The organism is Microbacterium oxydans (genome assembly GCF_000956405.1).
GTDB classification, from domain to species: domain Bacteria; phylum Actinomycetota; class Actinomycetes; order Actinomycetales; family Microbacteriaceae; genus Microbacterium; species Microbacterium oxydans_C.
This window is the reverse complement of the sequence record NZ_JYIV01000009.1, coordinates 1-25,493: the sequence shown is the minus strand read 5'-3', so window position 1 is coordinate 25,493 and position 25,493 is coordinate 1. Positions and strand designations below refer to the sequence as shown.

Annotated in this window: 28 protein-coding genes; 16 read left to right on the top strand and 12 right to left on the bottom strand. The window is 69.2% G+C overall.

The window, feature by feature from the left end; genetic code table 11:
* Nucleotides 1-261 precede the first annotated feature (261 nt).
* Nucleotides 262-1,425: an SLC13 family permease gene (locus RN51_RS00705; protein WP_045262133.1), complete on the top strand. Its 1,164-nt coding sequence runs from the start codon at nt 262-264 to the stop codon at nt 1,423-1,425.
* 93 nt (nt 1,426-1,518) lie between these two features.
* Here the strand turns inward: RN51_RS00705 and RN51_RS00700 are convergent, their stop codons facing one another.
* From RN51_RS00700 to RN51_RS00690, 3 genes are all read right to left on the bottom strand, one after another.
* Entirely contained in the window at nt 1,519-2,463 is a 945-nt protein-coding gene (locus tag RN51_RS00700) for an alpha/beta fold hydrolase (protein WP_045262143.1), read from the bottom strand.
* A gap of 116 nt (nt 2,464-2,579) precedes the next feature.
* On the bottom strand, nt 2,580-3,188 hold the full coding sequence (locus RN51_RS00695) for an FMN-binding negative transcriptional regulator (protein WP_045262132.1): 609 nt from the start codon (nt 3,186-3,188) through the stop codon (nt 2,580-2,582).
* Nucleotides 3,188-4,144, bottom strand: coding sequence for a DMT family transporter (locus RN51_RS00690; RefSeq protein ID WP_045262131.1), 957 nt, complete (start codon nt 4,142-4,144; stop codon nt 3,188-3,190). Before RN51_RS00690 ends, RN51_RS00695 begins: the two co-directional genes overlap by 1 nt.
* Between RN51_RS00690 and RN51_RS00685 the strand changes: the two genes are divergently transcribed.
* Nucleotides 4,143-5,549 carry a PLP-dependent aminotransferase family protein gene (locus tag RN51_RS00685; protein WP_045262130.1) on the top strand — a complete coding sequence of 469 codons (1,407 nt, stop codon included), beginning with the start codon at nt 4,143-4,145 and terminating at the stop codon, nt 5,547-5,549. The two genes, RN51_RS00690 and RN51_RS00685, sit on opposite strands and share 2 nt — an antisense overlap.
* Before the next feature lie 7 nt (nt 5,550-5,556).
* On the opposite strand, the gene RN51_RS18760 is transcribed toward RN51_RS00685, so the two are convergent.
* Both RN51_RS18760 and RN51_RS00680 read right to left on the bottom strand, forming a co-directional pair.
* The gene (locus RN51_RS18760; RefSeq protein WP_269430479.1) at nt 5,557-5,685 is read right to left on the bottom strand and encodes a hypothetical protein; all 129 of its coding nucleotides are present in this window, start codon (nt 5,683-5,685) and stop codon (nt 5,557-5,559) included.
* A 41-nt stretch (nt 5,686-5,726) separates the two neighbouring features.
* Entirely contained in the window at nt 5,727-7,835 is a 2,109-nt protein-coding gene (locus tag RN51_RS00680; RefSeq protein ID WP_231579168.1) for an APC family permease, read from the bottom strand.
* An 84-nt stretch (nt 7,836-7,919) separates the two neighbouring features.
* Between RN51_RS00680 and RN51_RS00675 the strand changes: the two genes are divergently transcribed.
* Complete coding sequence (locus RN51_RS00675; protein WP_045262128.1) at nt 7,920-9,014, top strand: VanZ family protein; 1,095 nt, start codon at nt 7,920-7,922, stop codon at nt 9,012-9,014.
* A 23-nt stretch (nt 9,015-9,037) separates the two neighbouring features.
* Here the strand turns inward: RN51_RS00675 and RN51_RS00670 are convergent, their stop codons facing one another.
* On the bottom strand, nt 9,038-9,400 hold the full coding sequence (locus RN51_RS00670) for a nuclear transport factor 2 family protein (protein WP_045262127.1): 363 nt from the start codon (nt 9,398-9,400) through the stop codon (nt 9,038-9,040).
* 107 nt (nt 9,401-9,507) lie between these two features.
* On the opposite strand from RN51_RS00670, the gene RN51_RS00665 reads away from it, so the two are divergent.
* The 5 genes from RN51_RS00665 (at nt 9,508) to RN51_RS00645 (ending at nt 13,350) form a co-directional block, all read left to right on the top strand.
* Nucleotides 9,508-10,242 (top strand): GTP pyrophosphokinase, encoded by a 735-nt coding sequence (locus RN51_RS00665; protein WP_045262126.1) that lies wholly within the window; start codon nt 9,508-9,510, stop codon nt 10,240-10,242.
* A 61-nt stretch (nt 10,243-10,303) separates the two neighbouring features.
* Entirely contained in the window at nt 10,304-10,591 is a 288-nt protein-coding gene (locus tag RN51_RS00660) for a hypothetical protein (protein ID WP_156149050.1), read from the top strand.
* A gap of 94 nt (nt 10,592-10,685) precedes the next feature.
* Nucleotides 10,686-12,389 (top strand): molybdopterin-dependent oxidoreductase, encoded by a 1,704-nt coding sequence (locus RN51_RS00655; RefSeq protein WP_045262124.1) that lies wholly within the window; start codon nt 10,686-10,688, stop codon nt 12,387-12,389.
* A 41-nt stretch (nt 12,390-12,430) separates the two neighbouring features.
* The gene (locus RN51_RS00650) at nt 12,431-12,919 is read left to right on the top strand and encodes a MogA/MoaB family molybdenum cofactor biosynthesis protein (RefSeq protein WP_045262123.1); all 489 of its coding nucleotides are present in this window, start codon (nt 12,431-12,433) and stop codon (nt 12,917-12,919) included.
* A complete protein-coding gene (locus tag RN51_RS00645; protein ID WP_045262122.1) occupies nt 12,916-13,350 on the top strand; it encodes a molybdenum cofactor biosynthesis protein MoaE in 435 nt (144 codons plus the stop codon). The genes RN51_RS00650 and RN51_RS00645 overlap by 4 nt, the downstream gene beginning before the upstream one ends.
* A gap of 116 nt (nt 13,351-13,466) precedes the next feature.
* Here the strand turns inward: RN51_RS00645 and RN51_RS00640 are convergent, their stop codons facing one another.
* From RN51_RS00640 to RN51_RS00620, 5 genes are read right to left on the bottom strand one after another with little or no spacing between them, the layout of a single operon-like run.
* A complete protein-coding gene (locus RN51_RS00640) occupies nt 13,467-13,700 on the bottom strand; it encodes a MoaD/ThiS family protein (RefSeq protein WP_045262121.1) in 234 nt (77 codons plus the stop codon).
* A complete protein-coding gene (moaC, locus tag RN51_RS00635; RefSeq protein ID WP_045262120.1) occupies nt 13,697-14,176 on the bottom strand; it encodes a cyclic pyranopterin monophosphate synthase MoaC in 480 nt (159 codons plus the stop codon). The genes RN51_RS00640 and moaC overlap by 4 nt, the downstream gene beginning before the upstream one ends.
* Nucleotides 14,173-15,408, bottom strand: coding sequence for a gephyrin-like molybdotransferase Glp (glp, locus tag RN51_RS00630; protein WP_045262119.1), 1,236 nt, complete (start codon nt 15,406-15,408; stop codon nt 14,173-14,175). The genes moaC and glp overlap by 4 nt, the downstream gene beginning before the upstream one ends.
* Nucleotides 15,405-16,190, bottom strand: coding sequence for a HesA/MoeB/ThiF family protein (locus RN51_RS00625; RefSeq protein ID WP_045262118.1), 786 nt, complete (start codon nt 16,188-16,190; stop codon nt 15,405-15,407). The genes glp and RN51_RS00625 overlap by 4 nt, the downstream gene beginning before the upstream one ends.
* A 35-nt stretch (nt 16,191-16,225) precedes the next feature.
* On the bottom strand, nt 16,226-17,596 hold the full coding sequence (locus RN51_RS00620; RefSeq protein ID WP_045262117.1) for a D-alanyl-D-alanine carboxypeptidase family protein: 1,371 nt from the start codon (nt 17,594-17,596) through the stop codon (nt 16,226-16,228).
* 120 nt (nt 17,597-17,716) lie between these two features.
* Here RN51_RS00620 and RN51_RS00615 point away from each other — a divergent pair, with 120 nt between their 5' ends.
* The 8 genes from RN51_RS00615 (at nt 17,717) to moaA (ending at nt 24,081) form a co-directional block, all read left to right on the top strand.
* Complete coding sequence (locus RN51_RS00615) at nt 17,717-18,109, top strand: TOBE domain-containing protein (RefSeq protein ID WP_045262116.1); 393 nt, start codon at nt 17,717-17,719, stop codon at nt 18,107-18,109.
* 1 nt (nt 18,110) lies between these two features.
* Complete coding sequence (modA, locus tag RN51_RS00610; protein WP_045262115.1) at nt 18,111-18,893, top strand: molybdate ABC transporter substrate-binding protein; 783 nt, start codon at nt 18,111-18,113, stop codon at nt 18,891-18,893.
* On the top strand, nt 18,890-19,678 hold the full coding sequence (gene modB, locus RN51_RS00605; protein ID WP_045262114.1) for a molybdate ABC transporter permease subunit: 789 nt from the start codon (nt 18,890-18,892) through the stop codon (nt 19,676-19,678). Before modA ends, modB begins: the two co-directional genes overlap by 4 nt.
* Nucleotides 19,675-20,748 (top strand): ABC transporter ATP-binding protein, encoded by a 1,074-nt coding sequence (locus RN51_RS00600; RefSeq protein ID WP_045262113.1) that lies wholly within the window; start codon nt 19,675-19,677, stop codon nt 20,746-20,748. Before modB ends, RN51_RS00600 begins: the two co-directional genes overlap by 4 nt.
* Nucleotides 20,749-21,169: 421 nt before the next feature.
* Complete coding sequence (locus RN51_RS00595) at nt 21,170-21,781, top strand: hypothetical protein (protein WP_156149049.1); 612 nt, start codon at nt 21,170-21,172, stop codon at nt 21,779-21,781.
* Complete coding sequence (locus tag RN51_RS00590) at nt 21,778-22,155, top strand: hypothetical protein (RefSeq protein ID WP_045262111.1); 378 nt, start codon at nt 21,778-21,780, stop codon at nt 22,153-22,155. Before RN51_RS00595 ends, RN51_RS00590 begins: the two co-directional genes overlap by 4 nt.
* Complete coding sequence (locus RN51_RS00585; RefSeq protein ID WP_156149048.1) at nt 22,152-22,895, top strand: hypothetical protein; 744 nt, start codon at nt 22,152-22,154, stop codon at nt 22,893-22,895. The genes RN51_RS00590 and RN51_RS00585 overlap by 4 nt, the downstream gene beginning before the upstream one ends.
* A gap of 100 nt (nt 22,896-22,995) precedes the next feature.
* Nucleotides 22,996-24,081, top strand: a complete 1,086-nt coding sequence (moaA, locus tag RN51_RS00580) for a GTP 3',8-cyclase MoaA (protein WP_419865788.1) — start codon at nt 22,996-22,998, stop codon at nt 24,079-24,081.
* Between the two features lie 44 nt (nt 24,082-24,125).
* Here moaA and RN51_RS00575 read toward each other — a convergent pair whose 3' ends face one another.
* Nucleotides 24,126-25,340, bottom strand: coding sequence for an amidohydrolase (locus RN51_RS00575; RefSeq protein ID WP_045262109.1), 1,215 nt, complete (start codon nt 25,338-25,340; stop codon nt 24,126-24,128).
* Nucleotides 25,341-25,493: the final 153 nt, after the last annotated feature.

Here is a 25,493-nt window from a genome sequence, read left to right as displayed (position 1 = left end):
CAGCGCGAGAGTCAGCGCGATGTAGATGATGTCGAGCACGGATCCGATACAACTCCCGCGCGGCACCCGCCACCGCGATCCTCACGCTTCCCCTACGCCCTCCGCCCCGATGCATGCGGGTTGCTCACGGTTCGGCCCCTCCACGTCTCCCCGGATTCGCTCCCGTCGCACTTTCTGTCGCTTCCCGCGACTCTGAGCGACAGAAAGTGCGACGGGAACGCCGGAGTTCGGCCCTATGCTCACGAGGTGGGAATCAGAAGGATGCGCATCGGCACCGGGGCATGGGTCGTTGCGGCGCTCGTGGTCGTCGCGCTCGTGTGCGTGCTCACGGGGTTCCTGCCGCGCACGGACGCCGGTGCCCTCGGCGAACGGATCGCGCCCGTGCTGGGGTTCGTCGTCGCGATCACGATCGTCGCCGAGCTCGCCCGCGACGCGGCGGTGTTCGACGTCGTCTCCCAGCGCCTCGCGCGTTGGGGTCGAGGCCGCGTGGTGGTGCTGTGGGCGCTGGTAGTCGTGCTCGCCGTGGTGAGCACCGTCTTCCTCTCGCTCGACACGACCGCCGTGATCGTCACCCCGGTCGTCGTCGTGCTGGCGCAGAGCATCGGCGTCTCCCCGCTGCCTTTCGCCCTGGCCACGGTCTGGCTCGCCAACACCGCGTCCCTCGCGCTGCCGGTGTCGAACCTCACGAACCTGCTCGCCGCACCCGCGATGGGGGAAGGGCCCGGGGCGTTCATCGCGCTGAGCTGGGCGCCCACACTTGTGGGGATCCTGGTCCCCGTCGCGATCCTCACCGTCCTGCACCGGCGCACGGTGTTCGGCGCGTACGAGACGCCCGTACCACGGCGACCGGCCGACCCGATGCTGTTCTGGAGCGCGACCGGCATCCTCCTCGTGCTGATGCCGTTGCTCGCGCTCACCCATGACGTGTGGATCCCGGCCACGGTCGCGGCTCTCGCGTTGATCGTGCTCTTCGCCGTCCGTCGACGCCGGGCCCTGCGGCTCTCGCTCGTCCCGTGGCAGGCGCTCGCGCTCGCCGCGTCGTTGTTCGTGCTGGTCGAGGCCGCGCACGCGCAGGGACTCCTCGACTTCCTGACCTCGCCGACCGCGAGCGGCGACTTTCCGGGCGACCTGTTCCGGCTGGCGGCGCTCGGGGCCGTGAGCGCCAATGCGATCAACAACCTCCCGGCGTACCTCGTGCTGGAGCCCGCTGCGGGAGATCCTGTCGCCCTGATGGCCCTGCTGATCGGCGTGAACCTCGGCCCCCTCATCACACCGTGGGCGTCGCTCGCGACCCTGCTCTGGCACAACCGGATCGTCGCGCTGGGGGTGACCATCCGGTGGAGCCGCTTCATGCTGTGGGGCGTGGTGGCCGCCGTCCCGACCGTGCTCGCCGCGGTGCTCGTGCTGATGCTGGTCGCGGGCTAGCCGGGCTCACCGCACGTTCCGGTCGCACTTTCTGTCGCTCTCGTTCTGCAGAAGCGACAGAAAGTGCGACCGGAACAGTGATCCCGGGCCGGATCAGCCCGCCGCGAGGGAGTCCAGGAAGGTGCGGGTCTGGGCAGCCAGCTCGGGCGACTGGGTGTGATGCAGATAGTGGCCTCCGTCGACGCGGACGATCTCGCCCCGGGTGACACTCGCCGCCTGAGCCTCGTGCAGCTCGAGCCAGCCGGGCACATCGCCGTCGCCCTCCGCGACGAACAGCAGGACGGGCAGGTCTGCGGGGAACGTCGTCCCACTCACCGAGGCGAAGTTCTCGGGCGCGCGGTCCATCTCGTCCAGCAGAGTGGGCGCTGCCGCATTCCGGTTGCTGAGCACCTGCATCGCGTCCTTCGTGTCCTGGTCGTAGGGGAGGCCCGCGTAGGCGTCGCCGGCGAGCCCGCTCAGCAGCCGAGTCAGGCCCAGGGTCGACATCGTGCTGATGGTCGAGGTGGGGATCGCGTCGTCCCACCCTGGCTGGTCGGGCACGCTGCTGTCGATGCCGACGAACGCGGTGACCTCGTCGCGGTATGCGGCGGTGTAGGTCAGCGCGTAGATGCCCGAGATCGAGTGCCCCATCAGCGTGTAGCGGTCGATGTCGAGCGCCTGCAGTGCCTCGTGCACCTCGCGGGTGATGTTGTCAGCGGTGCGCGGGACATCGGTCTGATCGCTGAGCCCGGTGCCGAAGGGCTCGACCGCGACCACCCGGTAGGTGTCCTGCAGCTCGGAGATCAGCGGCTGGAAGTCGAGCGCGGGAGCCGCCGTGCCGAGGCCGGGCAGCAGCACGATCGTCTCATCTCCGTTGCCCGCGATCACCACGTTCATCGACTTCCCATCGACCGTCACCGTCTCGCCGTAGGGCGTCAGGGTCGACGTCTCGACCTGCGTCGCGATCACGTTGCCGATCGCGGTGGCCGCGATGGTGAGCACGGGTACCGCGACGATGACTCCGAGGGTGGTGAGGACGACTTTCCAGGGCTTGCGCATGGTGCTCTTTCTCGATCGGCGGAGGGGTTCCGCGTCTGAGATCCAGTCCATCCGACCCTGCTCCTGCCGGGAAGTGTCGCGCCGTCACGACCTGGGGTGACTAGTGTCACGGCAGGTCAGTGCTGAGCTTCGCCGACGCGACGCATCTCGGCCGCGAGGGCGGCATTGGTCTCGGCGAACCGCGCGGTGATGTTCTCGCGCACCTCGGGTGACTTGTTCTGGCTGAGCTTGGCGCGGGCGTCGAACCGGTCGACGCGCATCCGCAGGCCGACCGTCCCCTTGGCCGCTCGTCGCGTGCCCTCCTCGTCTTCCGACAGATGGCGGCCGTGCGCCCGGTGGTCCTCGAAACGGTCGGTCAACCGCGTCAGCATGGCGTAGTTCTCCTCCTCGCTCAGGATCTCGGGGATGCCGTACAGGTGCGCGGTGACGTGGTTCCAGGTCGGCACCAGGTCGCCGGGCGCATACAAGCTCGGCGACACGTAGTCGTGTGGTCCCTGGATGATCACGAGCACCTCGTGCTCACCGAGTTCGTGGAGCTGCTCGTCGGGCCGGCCGAAGTGACTGGCGATCACGATGTCGTCCTCGTCCTCGACCAGCAGCGCGGGGTAGTGCGAGGCGACGAGTCCGGTGCGTGTCGGGGAGACGAACGTCGCCCACGGGTTGCCGCGGATGAGTCGTTTGACCTCGTCGGGGTCGGTCATCAGGTAGCGGGGCGTGTGACGCATCAGGATTCCTTCGTGTGGGTTCTCGTCTGGCTGGTTGTCCGGTCGGTGGCGAGTCGCGTGCGCACCGCGAGCGCGGCGCAGGCGATCACGGCGAGCCCGCCGACCGCGGTGGCCCAGCCGATCGGCTCGCGCAGCAGGAGCGCGGCCCAGGCGATGCTCATCACGGGCTGGACGAGCTGGATCTGGCTCACCTGTGCCATCGGACCGATCGCGAGGCCGCGGTACCAGGCGAAGAAGCCGAGGAACATGCTCACCGCGGCGAGGTATGCGAACGCCAGCCACTGCACGGGAGTCGCCGCGGGAGGCTGCTGGACCGCCGCCACCACGGTCAGTGCGGCCATCAGCGGAGCAGCGACGATCAGCGCCCAGGAGATGGTCTGCCAGGAGCCGAGTTCGCGGGCGAGCAGCCCTCCCTCCGCGTATCCGATCGCCGCGGCGACGACGGCTCCGAACAGCAGCAGGTCGGCACCGGTGAGGGCGCCGAGTCCACCGTTCTGCAGCGCGGCGAAGACGACGGCGGCGACGGCGCCGAGCACCGCGAACACCCAGAAGGATGGGGCGGGGCGTTCCCCGGTGCGGAGCACAACGGCGACCGCGGTCGCAGCGGGAAGCAGTCCGATCACGACCGCGCCGTGGCTGGCGGGAGTCGTGGTCATCGCGAACGAGGTCAGCAGGGGGAATCCGGCCACCACTCCGCCGGCGACGATCGCGAGGCGTCCCCATTGCGCTCCGGTCGGTATCCGTTGACGGGTCGCGACCAGGGCGATCCCGGCGAGGAGGGCGGCGATGACCGCACGGCCGGAGCCGATGAAGAGCGGTGACAGCCCGCCGATCGCGATCCGTGTGAACGGCAGAGTGAAGGAGAAGGCGAGAACGCCCAGGAGCCCCCACCAGCGGCCGGCCCGGGTGGATAGCACTGTTGATCGCGATGCGATAACGCTACTGTCTACTTTCATGAGTCAGGATAGCAGTGGCCGCATCGTCGCAGGGGTGCGGGAGTGGATCACCTCCGCGTCGCCCGGTGCACGGGTGCCGTCGAACCGGGCGCTCATGGCGGAGTACGGGGCGAGCCCGGTGACCGTGCAGAAGGCGATGCAGCAGCTCGTCCGGCTCGGTCTGGTCGAGTCGAGACCCGGGGCAGGCACGTTCGTCCGCTCCGCGCGTGCGCCCCGCTCGGTCGACTACGGGTGGCAGACGGCCGCCCTCGGGACGGCGCCCGCTGGCCTCGTCGGCCTGTCGTCGACGCAGCGCACTGTCGCTCCCGACGCGATCGGCATGCACTCGGGCTACCCCGCGGTCGACCTGTTGCCGGGGCGGCTCGTGCGCCAGGCGCTCGTGCGCGCGGCCCGCTCGGACGCGGCACTCACCCGTTCTCCCGCCGCCGGTCTTCCCGAGCTGCAGGCCTGGTTCGCGGGGGAGCTCGCATCCGCCGCTCCCGTCGGCATCACCCCGGCCTCTGCGCGGGACGCCCTGATCATCTCGGGCAGTCAGAGCGGTCTGAGTTCCATCTTCCGTGCAGTCGTGGGCGTCGGCCAGCCGTTGCTGATCGAGTCGCCGACCTACTGGGGGGCGCTGCTCGCCGCCGCCCAGGCCGGGGTGACGCTGGTGCCGGTCTCCTCGGGTGCGCACGGCCCCGATCCGGAAGACGTCGAGCGGGCGTTCGCCCAGACCGGGGCACGGGCGTTCTACGCGCAGCCGACGTTCGCGAATCCGACCGGCGCGCACTGGCCGCCCGCGACGCGGGAAGCCGTGCTCGAGACGGTCCGCCGCCACGGGGCCTTCCTGATCGAAGACGACTGGGCGCACGACCTGGGGATCGACGCCGACCCGCGTCCGATCGCCGCGTCCGACGACGACGGCCACGTGGTCTACCTGCGCTCGCTCACCAAGAGCGCCTCGCCCGCCCTGCGCGTCGCCGCCGTGATCGCCCGCGGCCCGGCACGGGATCGCATCCTCGCCGACCGCGCGGCCGAATCCATGTACGTGAGCGGGCTGCTGCAGGCCGCCGCGCTCGACGTGGTTACACAGCCCGCGTGGCGCACGCACCTGCGCGGATTCCGCGAGCACCTCCGCGCACGCCGCGACCTGCTGATCGCGAGCCTCGCGACGCACGCACCCTCCGCGCACGTGGAGAGCGTCCCTGCGGGCGGCCTCAACCTGTGGGTGCGGCTGCCCGACGGGACGGATGTCCTGCAGGTCGTGCGCGAGTGCGAGGTGCGCGGGCTCATCATCGCGCCGGGGTCTGAGTGGTTCCCGGCCGAACCCTCCGGTGCCTACGTGCGCCTCAACTACGCCAACGCCGACCCGTCCCACTTCGCCGAGGCCGCAGCCATCCTGGGCGCCGTGCTCGAAGAGTCCTGAGCGGTGCTCAGTGCTGTTCGGGCCGCGCGCCGAGGTCGGCCCACAGCCAGGTGAGATCCACCTGGATCGTCTGCGGGAGCGAGACGGAGGCAGGGTCGAGGGCAGGGCGGAAGATCGCGTCGTCGAGAGTGCTCATACTCTGTCTTGCGCGATCCGCCCCGAAGAGTTCACGTTTCGTCACTCCTCCTGCGGCGGACCGGCGGGCCGGTGCGCGCGGCGACCGCTGACGACCACAGGGCGACCGGCACGCTCCTGACCGGGCAGCGGGCGGGAACGGCGACCGTAGATGAGCTCCGACGAATCGAGCAGCCACGGCACCAGCGTGATCGACACCCCGTGCACGAGCATGAGCTGGTTGGCGAGGCGACGGGCGCGACGGTTGTGCAGGAAGGACTCCCACCAGTGCCCCACGATGTACTGCGGCAGGTACACGGTCACGACCGACGAGCCGTGCTTCTCTCGATACTGCTTGATGAACTGCGTCACCGGCTGAGCGAACGAGCGATACGGCGACTCGACGATCACGAGCGGGATCGGCACCAGGTGGTCGGCCCAGTCCTTCTGCAGTTGCGCCGCGTCGTCGGACGCCACGGCCACGTGCACCGCGAGGGTCTTGCCGTGCTTCGCTGCGATGGCGTAGTCGATGGCCTTCACGACGGGCTTCTGCAGGCGGTTGACGAGAACGATCGCCAGGTCGCCGGTCGCACCGAACTTCGTGGTGTCGTCGATCGCGATCTCGTGCTCGACATCGCGGTAGTACCGCTTCACGCCCAGCATCAGGAAGGCGAGGATCGGGATCGCGAAGAACACCAGGTAGGCGCCGTGCGTGAACTTCGTGATCGTCACGATGACGAGCACGAGCACGGTCATCACGGCACCGGTCGAGTTGATGATGAGCCCGACCTTCGCCGAGCGACGGTCGGCGGCCGAGGCGCCGTCGATTCCCGAGCCTGCCCGGTCTTCCGCGGGACCTCGCAGCACGCGTCGCCAGTGCCGCACCATGCCGATCTGGCCGAGCGAGAACGACACGAACACCCCGATGATGTACAGCTGGATGAGCGTGGTCAGCTTCGCCTGGAACACCAGGAGCACGACGATGGCGCCGATGCCGAGCAGGATCATGCCGTTGGAGAACACCAGACGGTCACCGCGGGTGTTGAGCGACTTGGGGGCGTAGCCGTCGCGTGCGAGCACGGCACCCAGCAGCGGGAAGCCGTTGAACGCGGTGTTCGCCGCGAGCAGCAGCACGCACGCGGTCGCGGCCTGGATGATGAAGAAGGGGATGCTGCCCCCGCCGAACGTCGCCGCCGCGATCTGTGCCATCAGGCTCGGCTGCGGGTTCGTGCAGTCGAAGCCGACCAGGTCGCACGGGTTCTCGGCGTAGTGCACACCCGTGATGAGGGCGAGCGCGGTCAGGCCGGCGAACAGGCACGCGGCGATGCTGCCCATCAGCACGAGGGTCGACTGGGCGTTGCGGATCTTCGGGGCGCGGAAGGCCGGCACCCCGTTCGAGACGGCCTCGACACCGGTGAGGGCCGAGCATCCGCTCGAGAACGCGCGCAGGATCAGGAGGATCACGGCCGCCTGGCCGAGGCTCTCCGCCTGCACGCTGAAATCGTGGCTCGATGCCACAGGTGCGTCGCCGAGGAAGGTGCGGATGAGGCCGGTGACGATCATGATGCCGACCGAGCCGATGAACACGTAGGTCGGGATCGCGAACACCAGGGAGGCCTCGCGCACGCCGCGCAGGTTCACGACGATGATGAGGATCACGAAGCCGACGGCGAGCTCCACGCGGAACGGGTCGAGGCCCGGCACCGCAGAGATGATGTTGTCGACACCGGAGGCGACCGACACGGCCACGGTCAGCACATAGTCGACCAGGAGGGCCGCCGCCACGATCACGCCCGGGATCTCGCCGAGGTTCTTCGATGCGACCTCGTAGTCACCGCCGCCTGAGGGGTACGCCTTGATCAGCTGACGGTAGCTGAGCACGACCACGACCAGCAGCACCACGACGGCGCCGGCGACGAGCGGCGTGAACGACAGGAAGGTGAGCCCGCCGATCAGCAGGATCATCACGAGTTCCTGGGGGGCGTATGCGACCGAGCTCAGAGCGTCCGACGCGAAGATGGGCAACGCCATCCGCTTCGGGAGCAGCTGGTCGTCGACCTGCTGGCTCGTCAGCGGTTCGCCGATGAGGATGCGTTTGGCGCGTGGCGGTGCGTCCGCGCCCTCCCTGTTTTCGTCTGACACGTCCGGCGACACTACGCCTCCCGATGGCATCCTCACGCGATCCTCACGGAATCCCTACGGTGGGATCGCGCGCTCCTCACGGAATCCTTACGGGCAAAGCTACACTGGCACGCGGTGGAAGATCAGGTGCTGCTCGGATTCATCGCGATCGCGATAGGGGTGGCTTTCGGCATCCTCCTGTTCGTGCCGTTCGTGGCGATCAGCTACCGCCGCCGCGGACGTCTCGGCCTCGGTCGCACCGTGCTGTGGCTCGCGGCGCTGATCTACTTCTGGGCCATCTGGACCTACACCCTGCTCCCGTTGCCGGACCCCGACGCCATCCGCTGCGTCGGCGCGATCACCGATCCGATGTCGGTCGTGCGCGATGTGCAGAAGGCCTTCGCGGCGCCCGGCAACCCCCTGCGCCAGCCAGCACTGCTGCAGCTGGTCTTCAACGTGCTGTTGTTCGTCCCCCTCGGGTTCTTCGTGCGCGTGCTCGCGGGGCGCGGTGTGGTGACCGCGCTCGCCGCCGGGTTCGGGCTGTCGCTGCTGGTCGAGACGACGCAGCTGACCGGGGTGTGGGGCGTCTACCCGTGCGCCTACCGCTTCTTCGACGTCGGCGACCTCATGACGAACACCCTCGGAGCAGTGGTCGGCTGCACCCTGGCGCTCGTCGTGCCGCGGACGCTCCGGGGTGCGAAGGCGAGCCCCGACGCCGACCTCCCGCGTCCGGTCACCCGCGGGCGTCGTGCGCTCGCCATGCTGTGCGACGGCCTCGCCTACGGATTCCTGAGCACCGGCATCGGCGTGACCGTGCAGGTGTGGCTGGAGTACGTCGTGCGCGACAGGGCTGCCGTGCTCGACGGGTCGATCGCGTCCACGGCAGGAGGGGTCGTCCCCGCGGCGTTGTTCCTGGTGCTGATCCTGGCGACCGGGCGCTCGGTCGGAGACTTCGCGGTGCAGCTGCGCTATGCGGGCTCGCGGATGCCCGCTCCGTTCGCCCGCCTGCTCCGCTGGGCCGGGGGCATCGGCGGCCTGAGCGCGCTCGCCCTGGGTGGCAACCTGTTCGACCTCGCCAGCTCGATCCTGATCCTCGTGGCGGTCGTGATGCTGTTCACCACCCGTCTCGGTCGGGGACTGCCGGGAGTCGTGTCCGGGCAGCAGCTCGCCGATGCGAGGGTGGATGCACGGGCGATGAATGGTTCCTCTCTCCCGCCGCGCGATGCGTGACGGCGTAACCTGCTGACCGGTAGTCAGCCCTCTGTGTGGGGGCGCGGCATGTACCACTCGGTGAATTCGGTCGCACTCCCGTCGGGTGCGAGCCGGATGATCCAGAGGTTGAGGTAGTCGCGCTCGGCCGGGTACCGGGTGTGGCCCTGGACGATCACGAAGTCGCCGACCTCGTAGAGGATCTCCCACTCGAAGGTCCAGGTGCCCGGGTCGTCGCTGTCCTCGAGCCACCCGGACACGATCGCCTCGCGACCGATCCGAGGCTGCGAGTCGGGGCTCGTGAGGTAGTGCGCATCGTCGGTGAAGAGCGCCCCAATCCGTTCCGGATCATTCGACCGCCACGCCTCGATGTAGGCCCTGGTCCAGTTCTCGCCTGCTGTCGTCATGTGCTCCGTTCTAGGCCGCGGCCGAGGCCGCGTCAACCCGTTCGAGAACCGTAAGGACATCGGGCATCCACAGCGGTTTCCGATCACGAAGCCGTAACGTCGAAGGCATGACGACTGTTCACGTCACCGAGGACACGATCAACCAGGCCCGCGAGCTGCGCGACGAGCTGCAGCGGTTCCTGCGCGAGTACGAGTTCGGGATGCGCGAGGTCGAGACGAAGATCTCGATCCTGCGCGACGAGTTCACGCACGACCACGCGTACAACCCCATCGAGCACGTGAAGAGCCGTCTGAAGTCGCCCGACAGCATCGTCGAGAAGCTCGCCAGGAAGGGCATCGACGAGCCTGACTTCGACCGCATCCGTGCCGACATCACCGACATCGCCGGCGTGCGTGTCACGTGCAGCTTCGTCGCCGACGTGTACCGGCTGTTCGACCTGCTGACCGCGCAGGACGATGTCACCGTGCGCACGGTGAAGGACTACATCGCCCATCCGAAGGCCAACGGCTACAAGAGCCTGCACGCGATCATCGAGGTGCCCGTCTTCCTGTCGACCGGCGCGCTCTCGGTTCCGGTCGAGGTGCAGTTCCGCACGATAGCCATGGACTTCTGGGCGAGCCTCGAGCACAAGATCTACTACAAGTTCTCCAACCAAGTGCCCTCGCATCTCGTCGACAGTCTCTCGGACGCCGCCGATGCCGCCGCAGAGCTCGACAGCCGGATGGAGCGCCTGCACCGTGAGGCTCACGGTGTGCCGCAGCGCGAACTCGCGCCGCCGCCGCCTCCGGCTCCCACCCCCATCCCGGACGCTCCCTCCGGCCCCCGCGTCGTCGGCATCTGACCGAGGCGCGCCCGCACGCGACGCTGTTGCGCCAACGGGGCGGCCCTGGGAGCATCGGCAGGTGGTGAGAACGCAGGAAGCCGTGTCCGTCGACGATGATCTCGACGTCGTCGAGCGACCCGACGTTGACGACCTCGCCGGCATCGACCGTGGGCGGCAGCTGTGCGAGTGCGACCACGGCGACGACGACGGCTACCAGCCGTGCGGATGCAAGGCCAAGTGGCGCGTCACCGTGGACTGCGTGTGCGGCGAGGGGCATCCGCGTCGTGTCGAGATCCTGTGCTCCAGGTGCATGCGCACCCTGCGCCAGTTCCAGGGACGCGAGGCCATCACCGTGCGTCGTCTCTGATCCGCGGACACCGACTCCTGATCGGTCACATCCGATCGCGCCAGCGCTCCGAACAAGCAGCAGCACATCAGAGACGGTGGAACAGGAGACGATCATGGCGCAGCGCCGCAGTGGCAAGAGGTTCCTCGTCTGGGCGGCGCTCGCCGGGGTGATCGGCGGCGGGGTCTTCCTCGCGACGGCCGAGCTCTTCGCTCTCCTGTTCGCGCGCGCGGCCAGCCCGATCCTCGCGGTCGGCGGGTTCGTGATCGACATCGTGCCGCAGCCGTTCAAGGAGTTCGCGATCGCCACCTTCGGCGAGTACGACAAGATCGCTCTGCTGGCCGGACTCGGACTCGCTGTGCTCATCGCCTCGGCGATCGCCGGCATCCTGCAGTTCGTGCGCCCGCCGCTCGGGGTGGTCGCGCTCGTCATCGCCGGTGTGCTCTCCACCGCCGCCATCGTGACCAGGGCGGCCGTGTCGCCCCTGGCCTTCCTGCCTCCGGTGCTCGGAACCGTCGCGGGATCGATCATCCTCGTGCTCCTCAGCCGCCGTCTGCGGGGATGGAGGGACTCCGCGGTCGGTACGCGAGGGGCCGGAGCCGTTGGGGCGAAGGCCGGCGGCACCGCTGGGGCGGAAGCCGGCAACACCATCGGGGCGGAAGCCGCCGGTGCCGAGGACTCCGGCGCGGGAATCACCGCGCCGGAGAACGGCGGTGTCGGGCCGGCGGATGTCGAGCCCGCTCGGCCCGGCATCGACCGTCGCCGATTCTTCGTGCTCGCTGCGCTCGCCGGAGCGTCCGCACTGGTGGTGGGGATCACCGCACGGACGGTGAGCATGGCCGTGTCGTCGGTCGAGTCGATCCGCAGCGCGCTCAAGCTCCCCTCCCCGAAGAGCACGGTCATGGTGCCGCAGGGTGCCGAGCTCGACATCCCCGGGCTCAGCAAGCTCTTCACCCCGAACAAGGACTTCTACCGCGTCGACACCGCGCTCACGGTTCCCTCGATCGACCCGGAGACGTGGCGGCTCGTGATCGACGGCATGGTCGACCAGCGTGTGGAGATGAGCTTCCAGGACCTCCTCGACATGGGGCTGGACGAGTACGCGATCACGCTCACCTGCGTGTCGAACGAGGTCGGCGGCGAGCTCGTGGGCAACGCGAAGTGGCTCGGTGTGCCGTTGCGCGATGTGCTGAAGAAGGCGGGCGTGAAGTCCGGTGCCGACATGGTGCTCTCGCGCAGCGTCGACGGCTACACGGCGAGCACGCCGCTCTCGGCCCTCACCGATCCCGGCCTTGATGCGATCCTGGCGGTCGGCATGAACGGAGAGCCGCTGCCCCTCGAGCACGGCTTCCCGGTGCGGATGGTGGTGCCGGGGCTCTACGGCTACGTGTCGGCGACCAAGTGGCTCACCGAGCTGAAGGTCACCACGTTCGCGCAGGACGAGGCGTACTGGACGCCCCGTGGGTACAGCGCCGAGGCGCCCATCAAGTTCGCCTCGCGCGTCGACACCCCCAAGATCGGTGAGGCGGTCGCGGCCGGGAAGATCCCCATCGCCGGCGTCGCCTGGGCCCAGTCGGTCGGGATCGAACGCGTCGAGGTCAGCATCGACGACGGCGACTGGATGCCGGCGACGCTCTCGGCTCCGATCAACGACGACACCTGGGTGCAGTGGTTCATGGAGTGGGATGCGACCCCCGGAACGCACTACGTCGCCGTGCGCGCGGTCAACAAGAACGGCGATCTGCAGATCCAGGAGCGCGCACCCATCGCACCGAACGGGTCGTCTGGCTGGCAGCGGTCGCTCATCCGGGTCAACTGAAACCGGTGCACCGACGACCTCGCGGGCCTAGGGTGGGACCCATGGGCCCGCTCCCCGCACTCGTGATCACCGTCTCGGACCGATCGTTCTCGGGGGAGCGCGAGGATCGTGGAGGTCCCATCGCTGTGGGGCTGCTGCGGGACGCGGGATGGCACTGCCCCGATGCCGAGATCGTGGCGGACGGGATCGACTCGGTGGCGGATGCCCTGCGCAGGGCATCCGCCCGGGGCATCCGACTGGTCGTGACCACCGGCGGTACGGGTGTCGGGCCCCGCGATCTGACGCCGGAGGGAACCCGGCGAGTGATCACCAGGGAGATCCCGGGGATCGCCGAGGAACTGCGTCGCAGCGGACTGGCCGACACCCCGCTCTCGGTTCTGTCGCGCGGGCTCGCCGGCATCGTCGACCCCGCGGGGATGCTCGTGGTGAATCTTCCCGGATCCACGCGAGCCGTAGCCTCCGGCGTACCCGTGGTGCTCAGCGTCGCCGGGCACATCCTGGATCAGGTGGAAGGTGGAGACCACTCATGAACGACGTACGAATCGCCGCTGTGTCGGAGGAGCGCCTCGACCTCGACGCGCATCTCGCCGCGGTCGAAGACCCTCGACTCGGTGCGGTGACCACCTTCGTCGGGCGGGTGCGCGACAACGACCCGGATGCCGAGACGCCGGTGGTCGGGCTGGAGTACAGCGCCCATCCCGATGCCGAAGCCGCGCTGCGAAGGATCGCCGCCGAAGCGGGTGCCGGATCGGAAGCCCCTGCGGTGGTGGCGGTGAGTCATCGCATCGGGCGGCTCGATGTGGGCGATGCGGCTGTCGTGATCGCGGTCGCCTCCGAGCATCGAGCTGAGGCGTTCGAGGTGTGTCGGGCCGTCATCGAGGCGATCAAGAGCGACCTGCCCGTGTGGAAGCGCCAGCTCGAGGTCGACGGGACCTCGTCGTGGAAGGGCATCGGCGGCTGACACCGTCGCCGTCGCCGTCTTCGGCGCGTCACCTGCATGAGCTTCTGCCGTGTGCCGGAGGAAACGCCGACCGGCGATCATGCATGCGTCCGTTGATCATGCATGTGGCCGGCAGGTCAGCCTCCGGCGAAGGGCGGGAGCACGTCGATGAGCTCGGCATCGTCGAGGGCGCGGTCGTCGTCGCTGCGCACCCCGTCGACCATGACGGCGCAGCGCGGAAGGATGTCGGCCAGGGCCGGATGCTCGGCGACCACGGCGGCGCGCAGCGCGAGGAGCGTCGTCTCGGCGCGCTCCTCGGAGTCGACACCGGCAGCCTCCGCGGCCGCGGCGAAGTAGCGCACCCGAGTCATCGGGCTTCCCCCGGCCGCACCCAGTCGCCCGAGCGTCCGCCCGACTTCGCCACGATGCGCACATCCTCGATCACCACGGAGCGGTCCATGCCCTTGATCATGTCGACCACGGCGAGGGCGGTGACCGACACGGCGGTGAGCGCCTCCATCTCGACTCCCGTGCGATCGGCTGTGCCCACCGTGGCTTCGATGCGCACGCCGTCGTCGACGATCTCGAGGTCGACGCTCGCCCGGTGCACGCCGATCACATGCGCCAGCGGCAACAGCGCCGGGGTGGACTTGGCCGCCTGGATGCCGGCGATACGCGCCACGGCGAGCACGTCGCCCTTCGGCATCGTCCCGTCGCGCAGGGCGGCGATCACCTCGGGGCTGCAGCGTACGAAGCCGCGGGCGGTGGCGGTGCGGACGGTCGGCTGCTTCGCGGTCACGTCGACCATGTGGGCGCGGCCGGCAGCGTCGAGGTGAGGGAAGCTCATCCGACCAGCATGACATCGATCACGTCGCCGACGGCGACCGTCTCGACCTCGGCCGGCACGATCGCGAACGCGTGCGCGCGGGCGAGACCTCCGGCGAGGTGGGATCCCGATCCGCCGGCGGTCGCCGGACGTACGGTGCGCGCGGCGAGGTCGACGACGGCGGGAAGATACTGGCGGCGGCCAGGGGGAGGCGTCCACGGGGCATCCGCGGTGAACGGTGCACGCGGGCGGTGGATGTCGCTGCGTCCCTGCATGGCGAGCAGTGCGGGTCGCACGAACACCTCGAACGACACGGCGACGCTGACGGGGTTTCCCGGCAGGCCGAACACCAGGCACCCGCCCTCGAGCACGCCGAAGGCCTGAGGCTTTCCGGGTTGCATCGCGACCGCGCTGAACTCGACCTGACCGCCGCCGTCGAAGGCCCCGCGCACCGGCTCGTAGGCACCTGCGCTCACGCCGCCGGTGAAGACGATCACGTCCGCGCCGAGACTGACGGCTTCGGCGGTGACTGCTCTGACGGCCTCGGCCTCGTCGGCCACGCGCGCGACCGACACCACCTCGGCATCTGCGTCGGCCACCAGCTGCTCGAGCAGCGGGCCGTTCGAGTCGGGGATGCGCCCGCGCGTCGGTGCGTCTCCCGGGCCGAGCAGTTCGCTTCCGGTCGACACCACGGCCACGCGAGGCGCGCGGGTGACCGAGACCGTGTCGACGCCCGCGGCCACAGCGGCGGCGAGCTGGAAGGCGCCGAGGCGTTCGCCCGCGTGCACGACCTCGTCGCCTGCGTGCAGGTCGGCGCCGCGTCGGCGCACGAACACGCCGGGCCTGGCAGGGGCGCGCAACACCGTCACCTCGCCGAGTGAGTCGGCGAGGCCTCCGGCCGTGTCCTCGAAGGGCACGATCACGTCGGCATCGGAGGGAGTGGGAGAGCCGGTCATGATGCGGGCGGCTTCGCCGGGGCCGAGTGCCGGGTCGAGGGCGACGCCGGCGGGGAGATCGGCGACCACACGCAGTGTCACCGGGTTCTGCTCGGAGGCCGACGCGACATCGGCTCCGCGCACCGCGAACCCGTCCATCGCGGAGTTGTCGAACAGGGGGATGTCGTGGGCGGCGGCCGCGGGTGCAGCGAGCGTGCGTCCTGCGGCGGCAGCCACCGGGACCGTGATCTGATCGACGACTCGGACCGCATCGAGCACGTGGGAGAGCTGCTCCTCGACCGTGCGACGGCCGGTCATGCGCGCGCTCCCGCCGTCGTGGGGGATGCCGGGCGGATCGAGATCTCGTGCTGGCGGGAGGTCAGTGCATCGATCATCGCCAGCCTTCCGAGCAGCGGTTCACCGGAGCCGGTGACGAGCTTGATCACCTCGCCGGCCAGCATCCCGCCCACCTGCACGCACAGCGCCCCGAGCACCCCGACCTGGGCGCAGCTGGGTGGTTCGCCCTCGGTGCCCAGGGGGAAGAGGTCCGCGAGCACCACGGGTTCTCCCTCCGGCGGGGCAGACCAGAAGACCGTGACCTGCGCGTGCCATTCCTGCACGGCGCCCCACACGAGCGGGAGTCCGAGCGTGTCGGCCGCACCGGCCACGTCCCGACGGGTCGCGAACGAGTCGCTCGTGTCGACCACGAGATCGGCGCCCGCGAGGAGCCGCTCCGCGTTGGTGCTGTCGAGGTGCTCGGAGACCGGATTCACGACGGTGTGCGGCGCGAGGGCGGTGATCGCCCGTGCGGCCGACGCGGTCTTCGCGACCCCGATGTCTTCCACGCGATGGGCGAGCTGACGCTGCAGGTTGGTGAGCTCCACCACGTCGTCGTCGATCACGGTGAGGGTGCCGACCCCCGCGGCGGCGAGGGCGAGCAGCACGGGGGAGCCGAGCCCGCCCGCGCCGACGACCGTGACACGGGCCGCGTTCAGACGGCGCTGGCCTTCTTCGCCGATGCCCGCGAGGACCGCATGCCGCGCGGTGCGCACGAGTTCTTCCGGCTCCAGCGCGGCGGAGGGGACGACGAGAGGCTGCATGTGTTCAGCGTATGCCCGGTCGTCGGACGGTGTCTTCAGCGCGCGGTCTCCGTGATCGCACCGAGCTCGGAGGGGTGTGTCAGCCGCCACCACTCGGTCGGCTGGTCGATGCTGCCCTTGATCGAGACCTGGGCCGTGACGGAGTTCGGGCCGGCGGTCCAGGTGACGGTTCCCACCTTCGTGCCGTCGCGATAGGTCGGCGGGGTCTTGACGTCCATCGTCACGACGATCGGCGTGTCCGACCAGGTGAAGATCGTCACGTCCTCGTCGATGAGCAGCTGGGCGGTGTCTCCCCAAGGAGTCGTGATCGTGCCGACCTGCTGACCGGCCGACGCGACCGGCACCTGGTGGAACCCGGTGCGGATGCTGTCGAGCACCGCGAGCACACCGGCGTTCACTGACTCGCGCGACGCTCCTCCGAGCACGACACCGGTCACCGCGAGCGGCTCGGCCGTGCCGACGGCGAGGTTCGCGGTGTACAGCAGGCTGTACGTCCCCTCGCCCAGCGTGCCCGTCTTCAACCCCGTGATCCCGGTCGTCCCGAGGAGGCCGTTGGTGTTGTGGAGCAGGCCGGCGCCGGGGAGCGTGATCGACGGGGTCGCGACGATCTGGGCGATGGTCGGGTTCGCGGCGGCGAGTTTGCCGATCGCGAGGAGGTCGGTGGGTGTGCTCGTGTTGCGGGGGCTGATGCCCGTGGGCTCGGTGATCGTCGTGCCGGTCAGTCCGTGGGCGGCGAGCCAGTTCCGTGTCGCGCCGAGGAACGCGTTCTGCGATCCGAAGATCCGGGAGGACAATGCGTCGGCGTAGTTGCTGGCCGAGGGGATGAGCATGGCAGCAAGGGCGTCGCGCAGCGACATCGACGTGCCGGTGGGCATGGGCGCGATGGTCGCGCCCAGCACGTAGTAGCGATCGTAGAGGTCGTGATCGGCCTTGCTGAAAGTGATGGTGGGACCCGGGTCGTCGGCGGAGGCGAGCGGGGAGGCATCGAGGATGACCAGGGCGGTGATGAGTTTGGTGATGCTCGCGATGGGCAGCGGCTCGCCGGTCCCGCTCGTCGACCAGACGCCGGTCGCCGTCTCGCCGAGATAGGAATCAGCACCCGCGACGCTGAGCGCGGACGCATCCGCCGGGGGTGTCGCGATCGATGCGGCAGCGCCGGTCGGGACCTGCGGCATCTGCGTGGCCACCGCCGGCGGACTCACAGGTGCGGTCAGCGCCCACCCGACGTAGCCGCCGGCTGCGGCGAGCAGCAGCACGACGACGATGGCAGTGGCGATGAGGCCTCGGCGGCGGCGTCGTCGGCGCACCTCCGGGGGGATCCGATCAGGGGTCGAGAACTCCTGCTCGCGGGCCATCAGCTCCGCGAAGTCGGACAGCCCGTCCTGTGGTTGATTCGGCGCCGTCATCGAGAGCCATCATGGCCGATACCGTGACCGCGCGGTATCGGCCGTTTGGGGGACACGACGTCTTTGCGCAGAATCGGATTTATGCGATGGTTTTCCCCGCATCTGCGGTAGATTCCCGTCATGCAGACGTATCGGATCGCTCGAGCCGCGCAACTGCTCGGGGTCAGCGACGACACCGTTCGCCGTTGGATCGAGCAGGGGCTGCTGCCGGTCACCGACGCGGTGCCGGCCGAGATCCCCGGTGATGCGGTCGCGGCACGCGCCGTGGCCCTCGCGGAGGAGGCGAAGGATGCCGGCGATGTGCTCTCCAGCGCCCGCAATCGCTTCCTCGGCATCGTGACCCGCGTGCAGGTCGACGGACTGATGGCGCAGGTCGACATCCAGTCCGGGCCGCATCGCGTCGTGTCGCTCATGTCCGCTGAGGCCGCCCGTGACCTGCAGCTCGAGGTGGGTTCGCTCGCCACCGCATCCGTCAAAGCGACGCAGGTCGTCGTCGAAGTCCCGAAAGGCTGACATGAACCGCACGCTCCGCCGCTCCACCGCGCTCGTCCTCGCTGCGGCCGTGTTCGCTCTCGCCGGCTGTGCGAGCACGGCAGGGAGCGCTCCGTCACCATCGGAGACCGCCGGGCGGAGCAGTCTGAGCGGAGACCTCACCGTCTACGCCGCCGCGTCGCTCAGCGGCGCCTTCGACGCCATCGGCGAGGCGTTCGTCGCCGAGAACCCGGACGTGCGGTTCAGCCCGGTGTACGACGGCTCGTCGACCCTGGTCACGCAGATCCTCGAAGGCGCGCCCGCCGATGTGTTCGCCTCGGCCGATGAGGCGAACATGGACAAGGCGGCCGACGTCGCGGTCGATCCGGCGCTGTTCGCCTCCAATACGCTCGTCGTCGCGGTGCCTTCCGGAAACCCGGGCGGCGTCGAGACGCTCGCCGATCTGGCCGACGTGACCACCGTGCTGTGCGCGCCAGAGGTCCCCTGCGGTGCTGCTTCCTCGAAGCTGCTCACCGCCGCCGGTGTGACGGTCGATGCGTCCAGCCTCGAGCAGAACGTGACGGCAGTCCTCACCAAGGTCGCCGCCTCCGAGGCAGACGCCGGCCTCGTGTACGCCACCGACGTGATCGGGCGTTCCGATATCGAGGCGATCGTGCCCGATGGTGCCGACGAGGTCGTCAACCACTACCCGATCGCGGCGCTGGCGGATGCGCCCAACTCCGAGGCGGCCGAGGCGTTCGTGGCCTTCGTGCTGTCGGACGCGGGGCAGAAGATCCTGGCGGACTTCGGCTTCGGCGCCCCATGAGCGCCGCAGGGGTCCGCGGGTACGCTCCTCGCGCGCTCGCCATCCCCGCCACAATCGGTCTGGCCTTCCTGATCCTGCCGCTGACCGCTCTGGTCGCGCGCGTGCAGTGGTCGACGTTCCTGGCCGATGTGACGTCTCCGGCTGCACTCTCCGCTCTCCTCCTCTCGCTCGGCACCGGCCTCGTCGCCACGCTGCTCTGCATCGTCGTGGGGGTCCCGCTCGCGCTGTACATCGCCCGTTCCGGTCCTCGGCTCGCCGCGGTGCTCCGCGCCGTCGTCACGGTGCCGCTGGTACTGCCGCCGATGGTGGGCGGCGTCGCACTGCTGTATCTCTTCGGGCGTGCGGGTTGGCTCGGCGGGCTCGGCCTCTCCTTCAGCACGCCGGCCGTGGTGCTGGCGCAGACGTTCGTGGCCCTGCCCTTCCTGGTCCTGGCCGTCGAGGGGGCCGTGCGCACGTCGGGCGTGGATCACGAGCGCACGGCCGCGGCCCTCGGAGCCGGACGGTGGACGATCCTGCGCCGCATCACCCTCCCGCTCGCGGCACCGGGGATCGTGGCAGGCGTCGTGCTGTGCTTCGCGCGGGCGATCGGCGAGTTCGGTGCGACGGCGCTGTTCGCAGGCAACCGACCGGGAGTCACCCAGACGATGCCGCTCGCGATCTACACCGCGTTCAACGGTGCGGGAGTCTCGCAGGGCACGGCGGTCGCGCTCGCCCTGCTGCTGCTCGCGACCGCCATCGTCGTGCTGCTGCTCGTGCGCGGCTGGAGACCGGGGGCTACGCGATGACGGGCGCGGAGGGCCGGGCCGAGGCGCCGGGGCTGCGCGCACGCATCGTCGTCGATCGCGAGCACTTCGCCGTCGACGTCGGGCTGCAGGTCGCGGTGGGGGAGACCATGGCCATCATGGGCCCCAGTGGTGCGGGAAAGTCGACTCTGCTGCAGGCGCTCGCGGGCCTCGAGCCGTTGACGGCCGGAGAGATCGAGGTCGCCGGCCGTGTCGTCGACCGCGTCGCCTCGCCACGGGTGCGGACGCCGCCGATGAACCGCGGGGTCGTGCTGCTCGGCCAGGATGCGCGCCTGTTCCCGCACCTGTCCGTGCGCGAGAACGTCGCCTTCGGCCCGCGGGCGGCAGGCACAGACGCCCGTGCGGCGCGAGACTCTGCCGATGAGTGGCTCGCCCGCGTCGGGCTCGCCGGATCAGGGGACCGGATGCCGCGTGAGCTCTCGGGTGGCGAAGGGCAGCGCGTCGCCGTCGCCAGGGCGCTCGCCGCGTCGCCGCGCGCGGTGCTGCTCGACGAACCGCTGGTGGCGCTCGACCCGGTGACGGCGGGCGAGATCCGACAGATGCTGCGCGACCAGCTGGACGGGATCACCACGATCGCGGTCACCCACGATGCCGCCGATGCCGTCGCGCTGGCGGATCGGCTCATGGTGATCGAGGCGGGGCGGGTCACGCAGAGCGGACCGGTCCGCGAGGTGCTGTCGGCACCCGCGTCGGACTTCGTCGCCTCGATCGCCGGCGTCAACCGCCTGGTGGGCGTCGCGAGTGGGGGCATGTGGCGGGGTGGTGAGGTGCGGCTGACCAGCGCGGATCCCGCTTCGCGCGCGCTCGCAGCGATGGAGGGTACCGCGCTCGCCGTGGTGTTCCGTCCGGAGGATGTGCGCGTCCGGGATGCGGGTGCTAACTCATGGGCGGCTGTGGTGGCACGGGTCGAGCCGACGCTCGCAGGGGTTCGCGTGCACACCGACGTGGGGGCGGTCGACATCTCATCGACGGCCGCTGGAGAGGTGACGGTCGGCGAACTGATCTGGCTGCGGATTGATCCCGAGCTGGTGCGGTTCGTCGCGGAGTCCTGAGGTCTCTGCCACCCGCGCTTCATACCGGTATACGTGATCAGTTGGGTGTGCCCAGGCGGCGGGGCCATGCTGGCGCGTTCAGTGGCGTTCAGGCCTGTGGGGGCGTCTCGCATAAGCCTCTGTCCCCCATATGGCCTACAGACGATGTCTCGGTGGGTGTGGATGATGAACAGCCCGTTGCGGTCGGCGTCTCCTTCGACCGTGACCGATAAGACCACAACTCGTCTCTGCGCAGCTGCACGGGGACTCTGAAATGGCCGCACCAACGTCGGTGCGAGGAAAGGAGATGGTGACGGTGTCAGACATTTCGAGCGGCGCGACAGTGGGGGGTGCCGTTTCCGCCCGAGGGTTGCTCACGCAAGACGAGCAAGGCTCGTGGTTGATCCCGGTGGTCTCGCTGTCACCTGAGACTCGCCTTCCTATGGAAGAGGCCAGGATTCGACTGCACGCATCGTCAGATCTCGATGGCTGGGTCAACGAGTACGTCGAAGCTCGAGGGATGTGGGTCAGTGAAAGGCTCGTCGCAGTCTGGGACATCACCCCGATAACTGAGGAGGCGGCGGTCCTGGAACCGCCGCCGTCTTTGGGTACGCAGCCTCTTCTCGTTATGCCCTCTGCTGCTGGCGGAGAGGAGATCGATCTCTCCCTCGTTCGGTCGGTTGCCGGAGGTTTGGTCGAGAAAGAAGCGGCATTGCACTTCGTCGTGGTGAATGACGCCGTGCATTTTGCGGTCGTGGTCGCGGCCACTGATGTCGCGCGCGTTGAGGACGAGCTGAGACCGCTTCTGGGAATCCACCTGGTCGTCGTCCACTCGCAGAACACCCCTGCCATGCTTCGGCTCGCCCACAAGATGCTCGCCGACGAGGAACGGGACGACAACCTCCTGCTGCAGGGGGAGGCGATGAGTCCGAATGGTGACTATCGCGTCGTTGGCATCGTCAAACACGGAACACCGGCGGTGATTGCGGCGCCTGCAAGCGCGCTCGAACTACGGGCGTGGATCCATCCATATGAATCGAAGGAGATCTCATGAACAGTAAGGTGGCAGCGCTTTCGCTGCCAGCAGCCGCCATGCTGGGTATCGCTTTGCTGGCTAGTCCCGGTTACGCCGCCACCGGTGGTGCCTCTCCCTCTGAGGCGGTTGTAGTCTCCGCCGTGGGAAACACCGACTACGTGTCGTCGATCCAGCCGATGACTCCGTACCCGTGGGGGTACTACGCAACGAAAGCGAAATGCCAGGCGGCCGGCAAGGCGCACATGGCCAACAACCCGGGGGCGTTCTACGGGTACTACTGCGTGATGGGAACTGGCGCGAACCGAGACAAGTGGCAGCTCTACATGGATGAGAAGGACTGCCTCGATCGAGTTGCACCAACCTTCACGCGTGAGCGTCTGGCTGCGGTGTGACGAAGAACCTGCGAGCGATGCGCCGATGCACCATTGGCGCATCGCTCGCGATCGCATTGAGCACCGCCGCAGCGGGGTGCAGCACCCCTGATCAGCAGAGTTTCCCGGTATCTGTCAACGGTACAGAGTTCACGACGACGTGGACTGATGTAGCCGATGACACCGACCTTCTTGGGGTGGCGGTGTTGTTCAGTGACGGGATGGGCGCGAGTGACGACACCCTGAGACAGGAACTCCACCATTCCGCTCTAGCGACAGTCGCGGTGAGTCAGCGCGGCGGTGCCGATCCCGCCGGTGTCCGGGGAGTGCTCACCGAAATCGAGAAGAGAGCTGTATCGCGGCCTTTGTGCGTCATTGGTGTTGGCGACGCGGGCACTCCGATCTGGAGCGTCCTCTCCAACTCGGACGCTCCGGTCATCGCAGCGGTTCTCGTTGACTCGCCACTTCCGAGGGGCTCGGTCGACTACGCGTCTTTCAACCAGGTCTCCGTGCGCGGCATCTATGCGGAGAACAGCCACGCGTACGAGAACGACTTCCAGGTCAACCACGAGGGCATGCAGGCGGTCAACACTCCTCATGATTTTCTCGTCTTTGGAGGGGACAGTGGTGATCGATTCTTCGACTCCAGTTCTCCGGGCTTTCATGAACCCACCGTCGCCGCGGCAGTCGATGGCATCGCAGACTGGTGCGCGACGAGGATCACGCTAGGTCGAGTCGAAACCGCCGATCACCTGCACTGAAGGACTACTGGGCCCGCGCCCATGGCCGGTCACGCTTGCGCGAGCCCCAGCGGCGGAGGTGCGGGTAGTCTCGGAACATGACGGGGAGCGGGGGAGCACCGTGACGGCCGTGCCGGTGGTCATCGGCATGCGCGCGCCGCGCACCGCGCCCGCATCGGATGCCGTCGGCCTCTCAGGAGGTCTCGTCGACACGCATGGCCGTGTGCATCGCGATCTGCGCATCTCCCTCACCGATCGCTGCTCGCTGCGCTGCACGTACTGCATGCCCGAGCAGGGCAACGAGTGGCTGGCCCGCACGAGCATCCTCTCCACCGACGAGATCGTCGAGGTCGCCGAGGTGGCCGCAGCTCTCGGCATCCGCACCTTCCGTCTCACCGGCGGCGAACCGCTGCTGCGCACCGACATCGTCGACGTCGTTCGGCGCATCTCCCGCATCGAGGGGGAGGAGGGCCCAGTCGAGGTGGCGATGACCACCAACGGCATCAGCCTCGCCCAGAAGCTCCCGGCCCTGATCGATGCCGGGCTCACGCGCCTCAACATCAGCATCGACACGGTCGACCGCCAGCGCTTCGCCGACCTCACCCGCCGCGACCGCCTCGACGATGTCTTCGCGGGTATCGAGGCGGCTGCGGCCTCGTCCCTCCGTCCCCTCAAGCTGAACGCGGTCGCTATGCGCGGCGTGAACGACGACGAGCTGGTCGATCTCGTGGAGTTCGCGATGGGCGTGGGCGCTCAGCTCCGATTCATCGAGCAGATGCCGCTGGACGCCGGGCACACCTGGGACCGCGCCTCGATGGTCACGCGCGAGGAGATCCTCGCATCGCTGGGGGAGCGCTGGCACCTCGAACCGGTCGCGGGCCGCGGGGGAGCGCCCGCCGAGAAGTGGCGGATCGACGGCGGATCGCACGAGGTCGGCGTGATCGCGTCGGTCACCGCTCCGTTCTGCGGTGCGTGCGATCGCCTGCGGCTGACCGCCGACGGACAGCTGCGCAACTGCCTGTTCTCGCTCGCCGAGTACGACCTGACCGGGCTGCTGCGCGGAGAGTCGGCCTCTGCGCCCGGGCAGCGCGCGGACGAGATCGCCGCGCTCCTGCGGTCGTGCGTGCATGGCAAGCTGCCGGGACACGCGATCGACGACCCCTCGTTCCTGCAGCCCGCGCGCGGTATGAACGCGATCGGCGGATGAGCAAATCGACGTAGCCCCGATCACGTGAGCGCAGTGTCCGGCCTCTAGGCGAGGAACTCCCGGGCCGCGGCCGACATGGCGGTGACGCCGACCTCGATGGTCGGGTGGATCTCCGGCGCGAAGAACGGCGAGTGATTGGTCGGGATGTCCTCTCCCAGGCGTCCCGCGGCGGCTGCCTCGGCGAACCGGGTGGGGTCGACGCCGCCCCAGAACCAGAACACGAGGGGTGCTCCGGCATCGCGGGCGAACCACGACACGTCCTCGCTGCCGGTGAACATCCCGGGATCGATCACGGCGGCCTCGCCCAGGGCGCGCTGCAGGGCTGCGGAGACGCGCGCGGTGGCTTCTTCATCGTTGATGGTGGCGGGCAGCGTGTGGTCGGTGCGGATCTCGGGCTCGCGCTCCGCACCGGAGGCTGTGGCCTCGGCCCTCACGATGCGCTCGACGCTCGCGAGCACCTTGTCGCGTGTCTCCTCGTCCGGGTAGCGCAGGCTGAGTTCGAGCTTGGCCTCGGCGGGGATGATGTTGTTCTTGAGGCCCGCATGGATCGAGCCGACCGTCACCACGGCGACGCCCTGCGGGTCGATCTCGCGCGACGTGATGGTCTGCAGGCGCATCACGGTGGCCGCGGCCATCACGACGGGATCGATCGTGGCGTGCGGGCGCGAGCCGTGGCCGCCGCGGCCGTGCAGGGTCACGGTGAGCCCATCGGAGGCGGCCATCTGCGTTCCGCTGCGCACGCCGATCACACCGGCGGGCAGCGGGGTGACGTGCTGGCCGAGCACGACGTCGGGCTTGGGGTAGCGGTCGAGGATCCCGTCGTCGAGCATCGCTCGCGCCCCGGCGCCGTACTCCTCGGCGGGCTGGATCAGCACGACGAGGGTTCCCGACCAGTCGGACCGCTCGGCGACCAGCTTCTCCACTGCCCCGATCATCGCGGTGACGTGCATGTCGTGGCCGCAGGCGTGCATGACGGGAACGGTCGTCCCGGCGGGGTCGACCCCTTTCGCGGTGCTGGCGTATGCCAAGCCTGTCTGCTCCTCGACGGGCAGCGCATCCATGTCGGCTCGCACCCACACCACGGGGCCGTCGCCGTTGCGCAGCACCCCGACGACGCCGGTGACCCCGACCCCCTCTTCGACTTCGAGGCCGAGGTCGCGCAGATGCTGGGCGGCGATGCCCGCGGTGCGCGTCTCCTGGAACGAGAGCTCGGGGTGCTGGTGCAGGTCGATGTAGAGCGCTTCGAGGTCGATCGTCATGGCCCGAGCCTAGCCGCGCAGCCCCGCCTTGCCGAGACCCATGGTCTCTGCCCAGACCCACTGCCGCAAGCGTCTGGCTCGATGGGTCTCGGCGCTGTGCGTGGGTCTCGGCGCTGCGGGTAGCGGGGTAGCGGGGTAGCGGGGGTCAGGAGG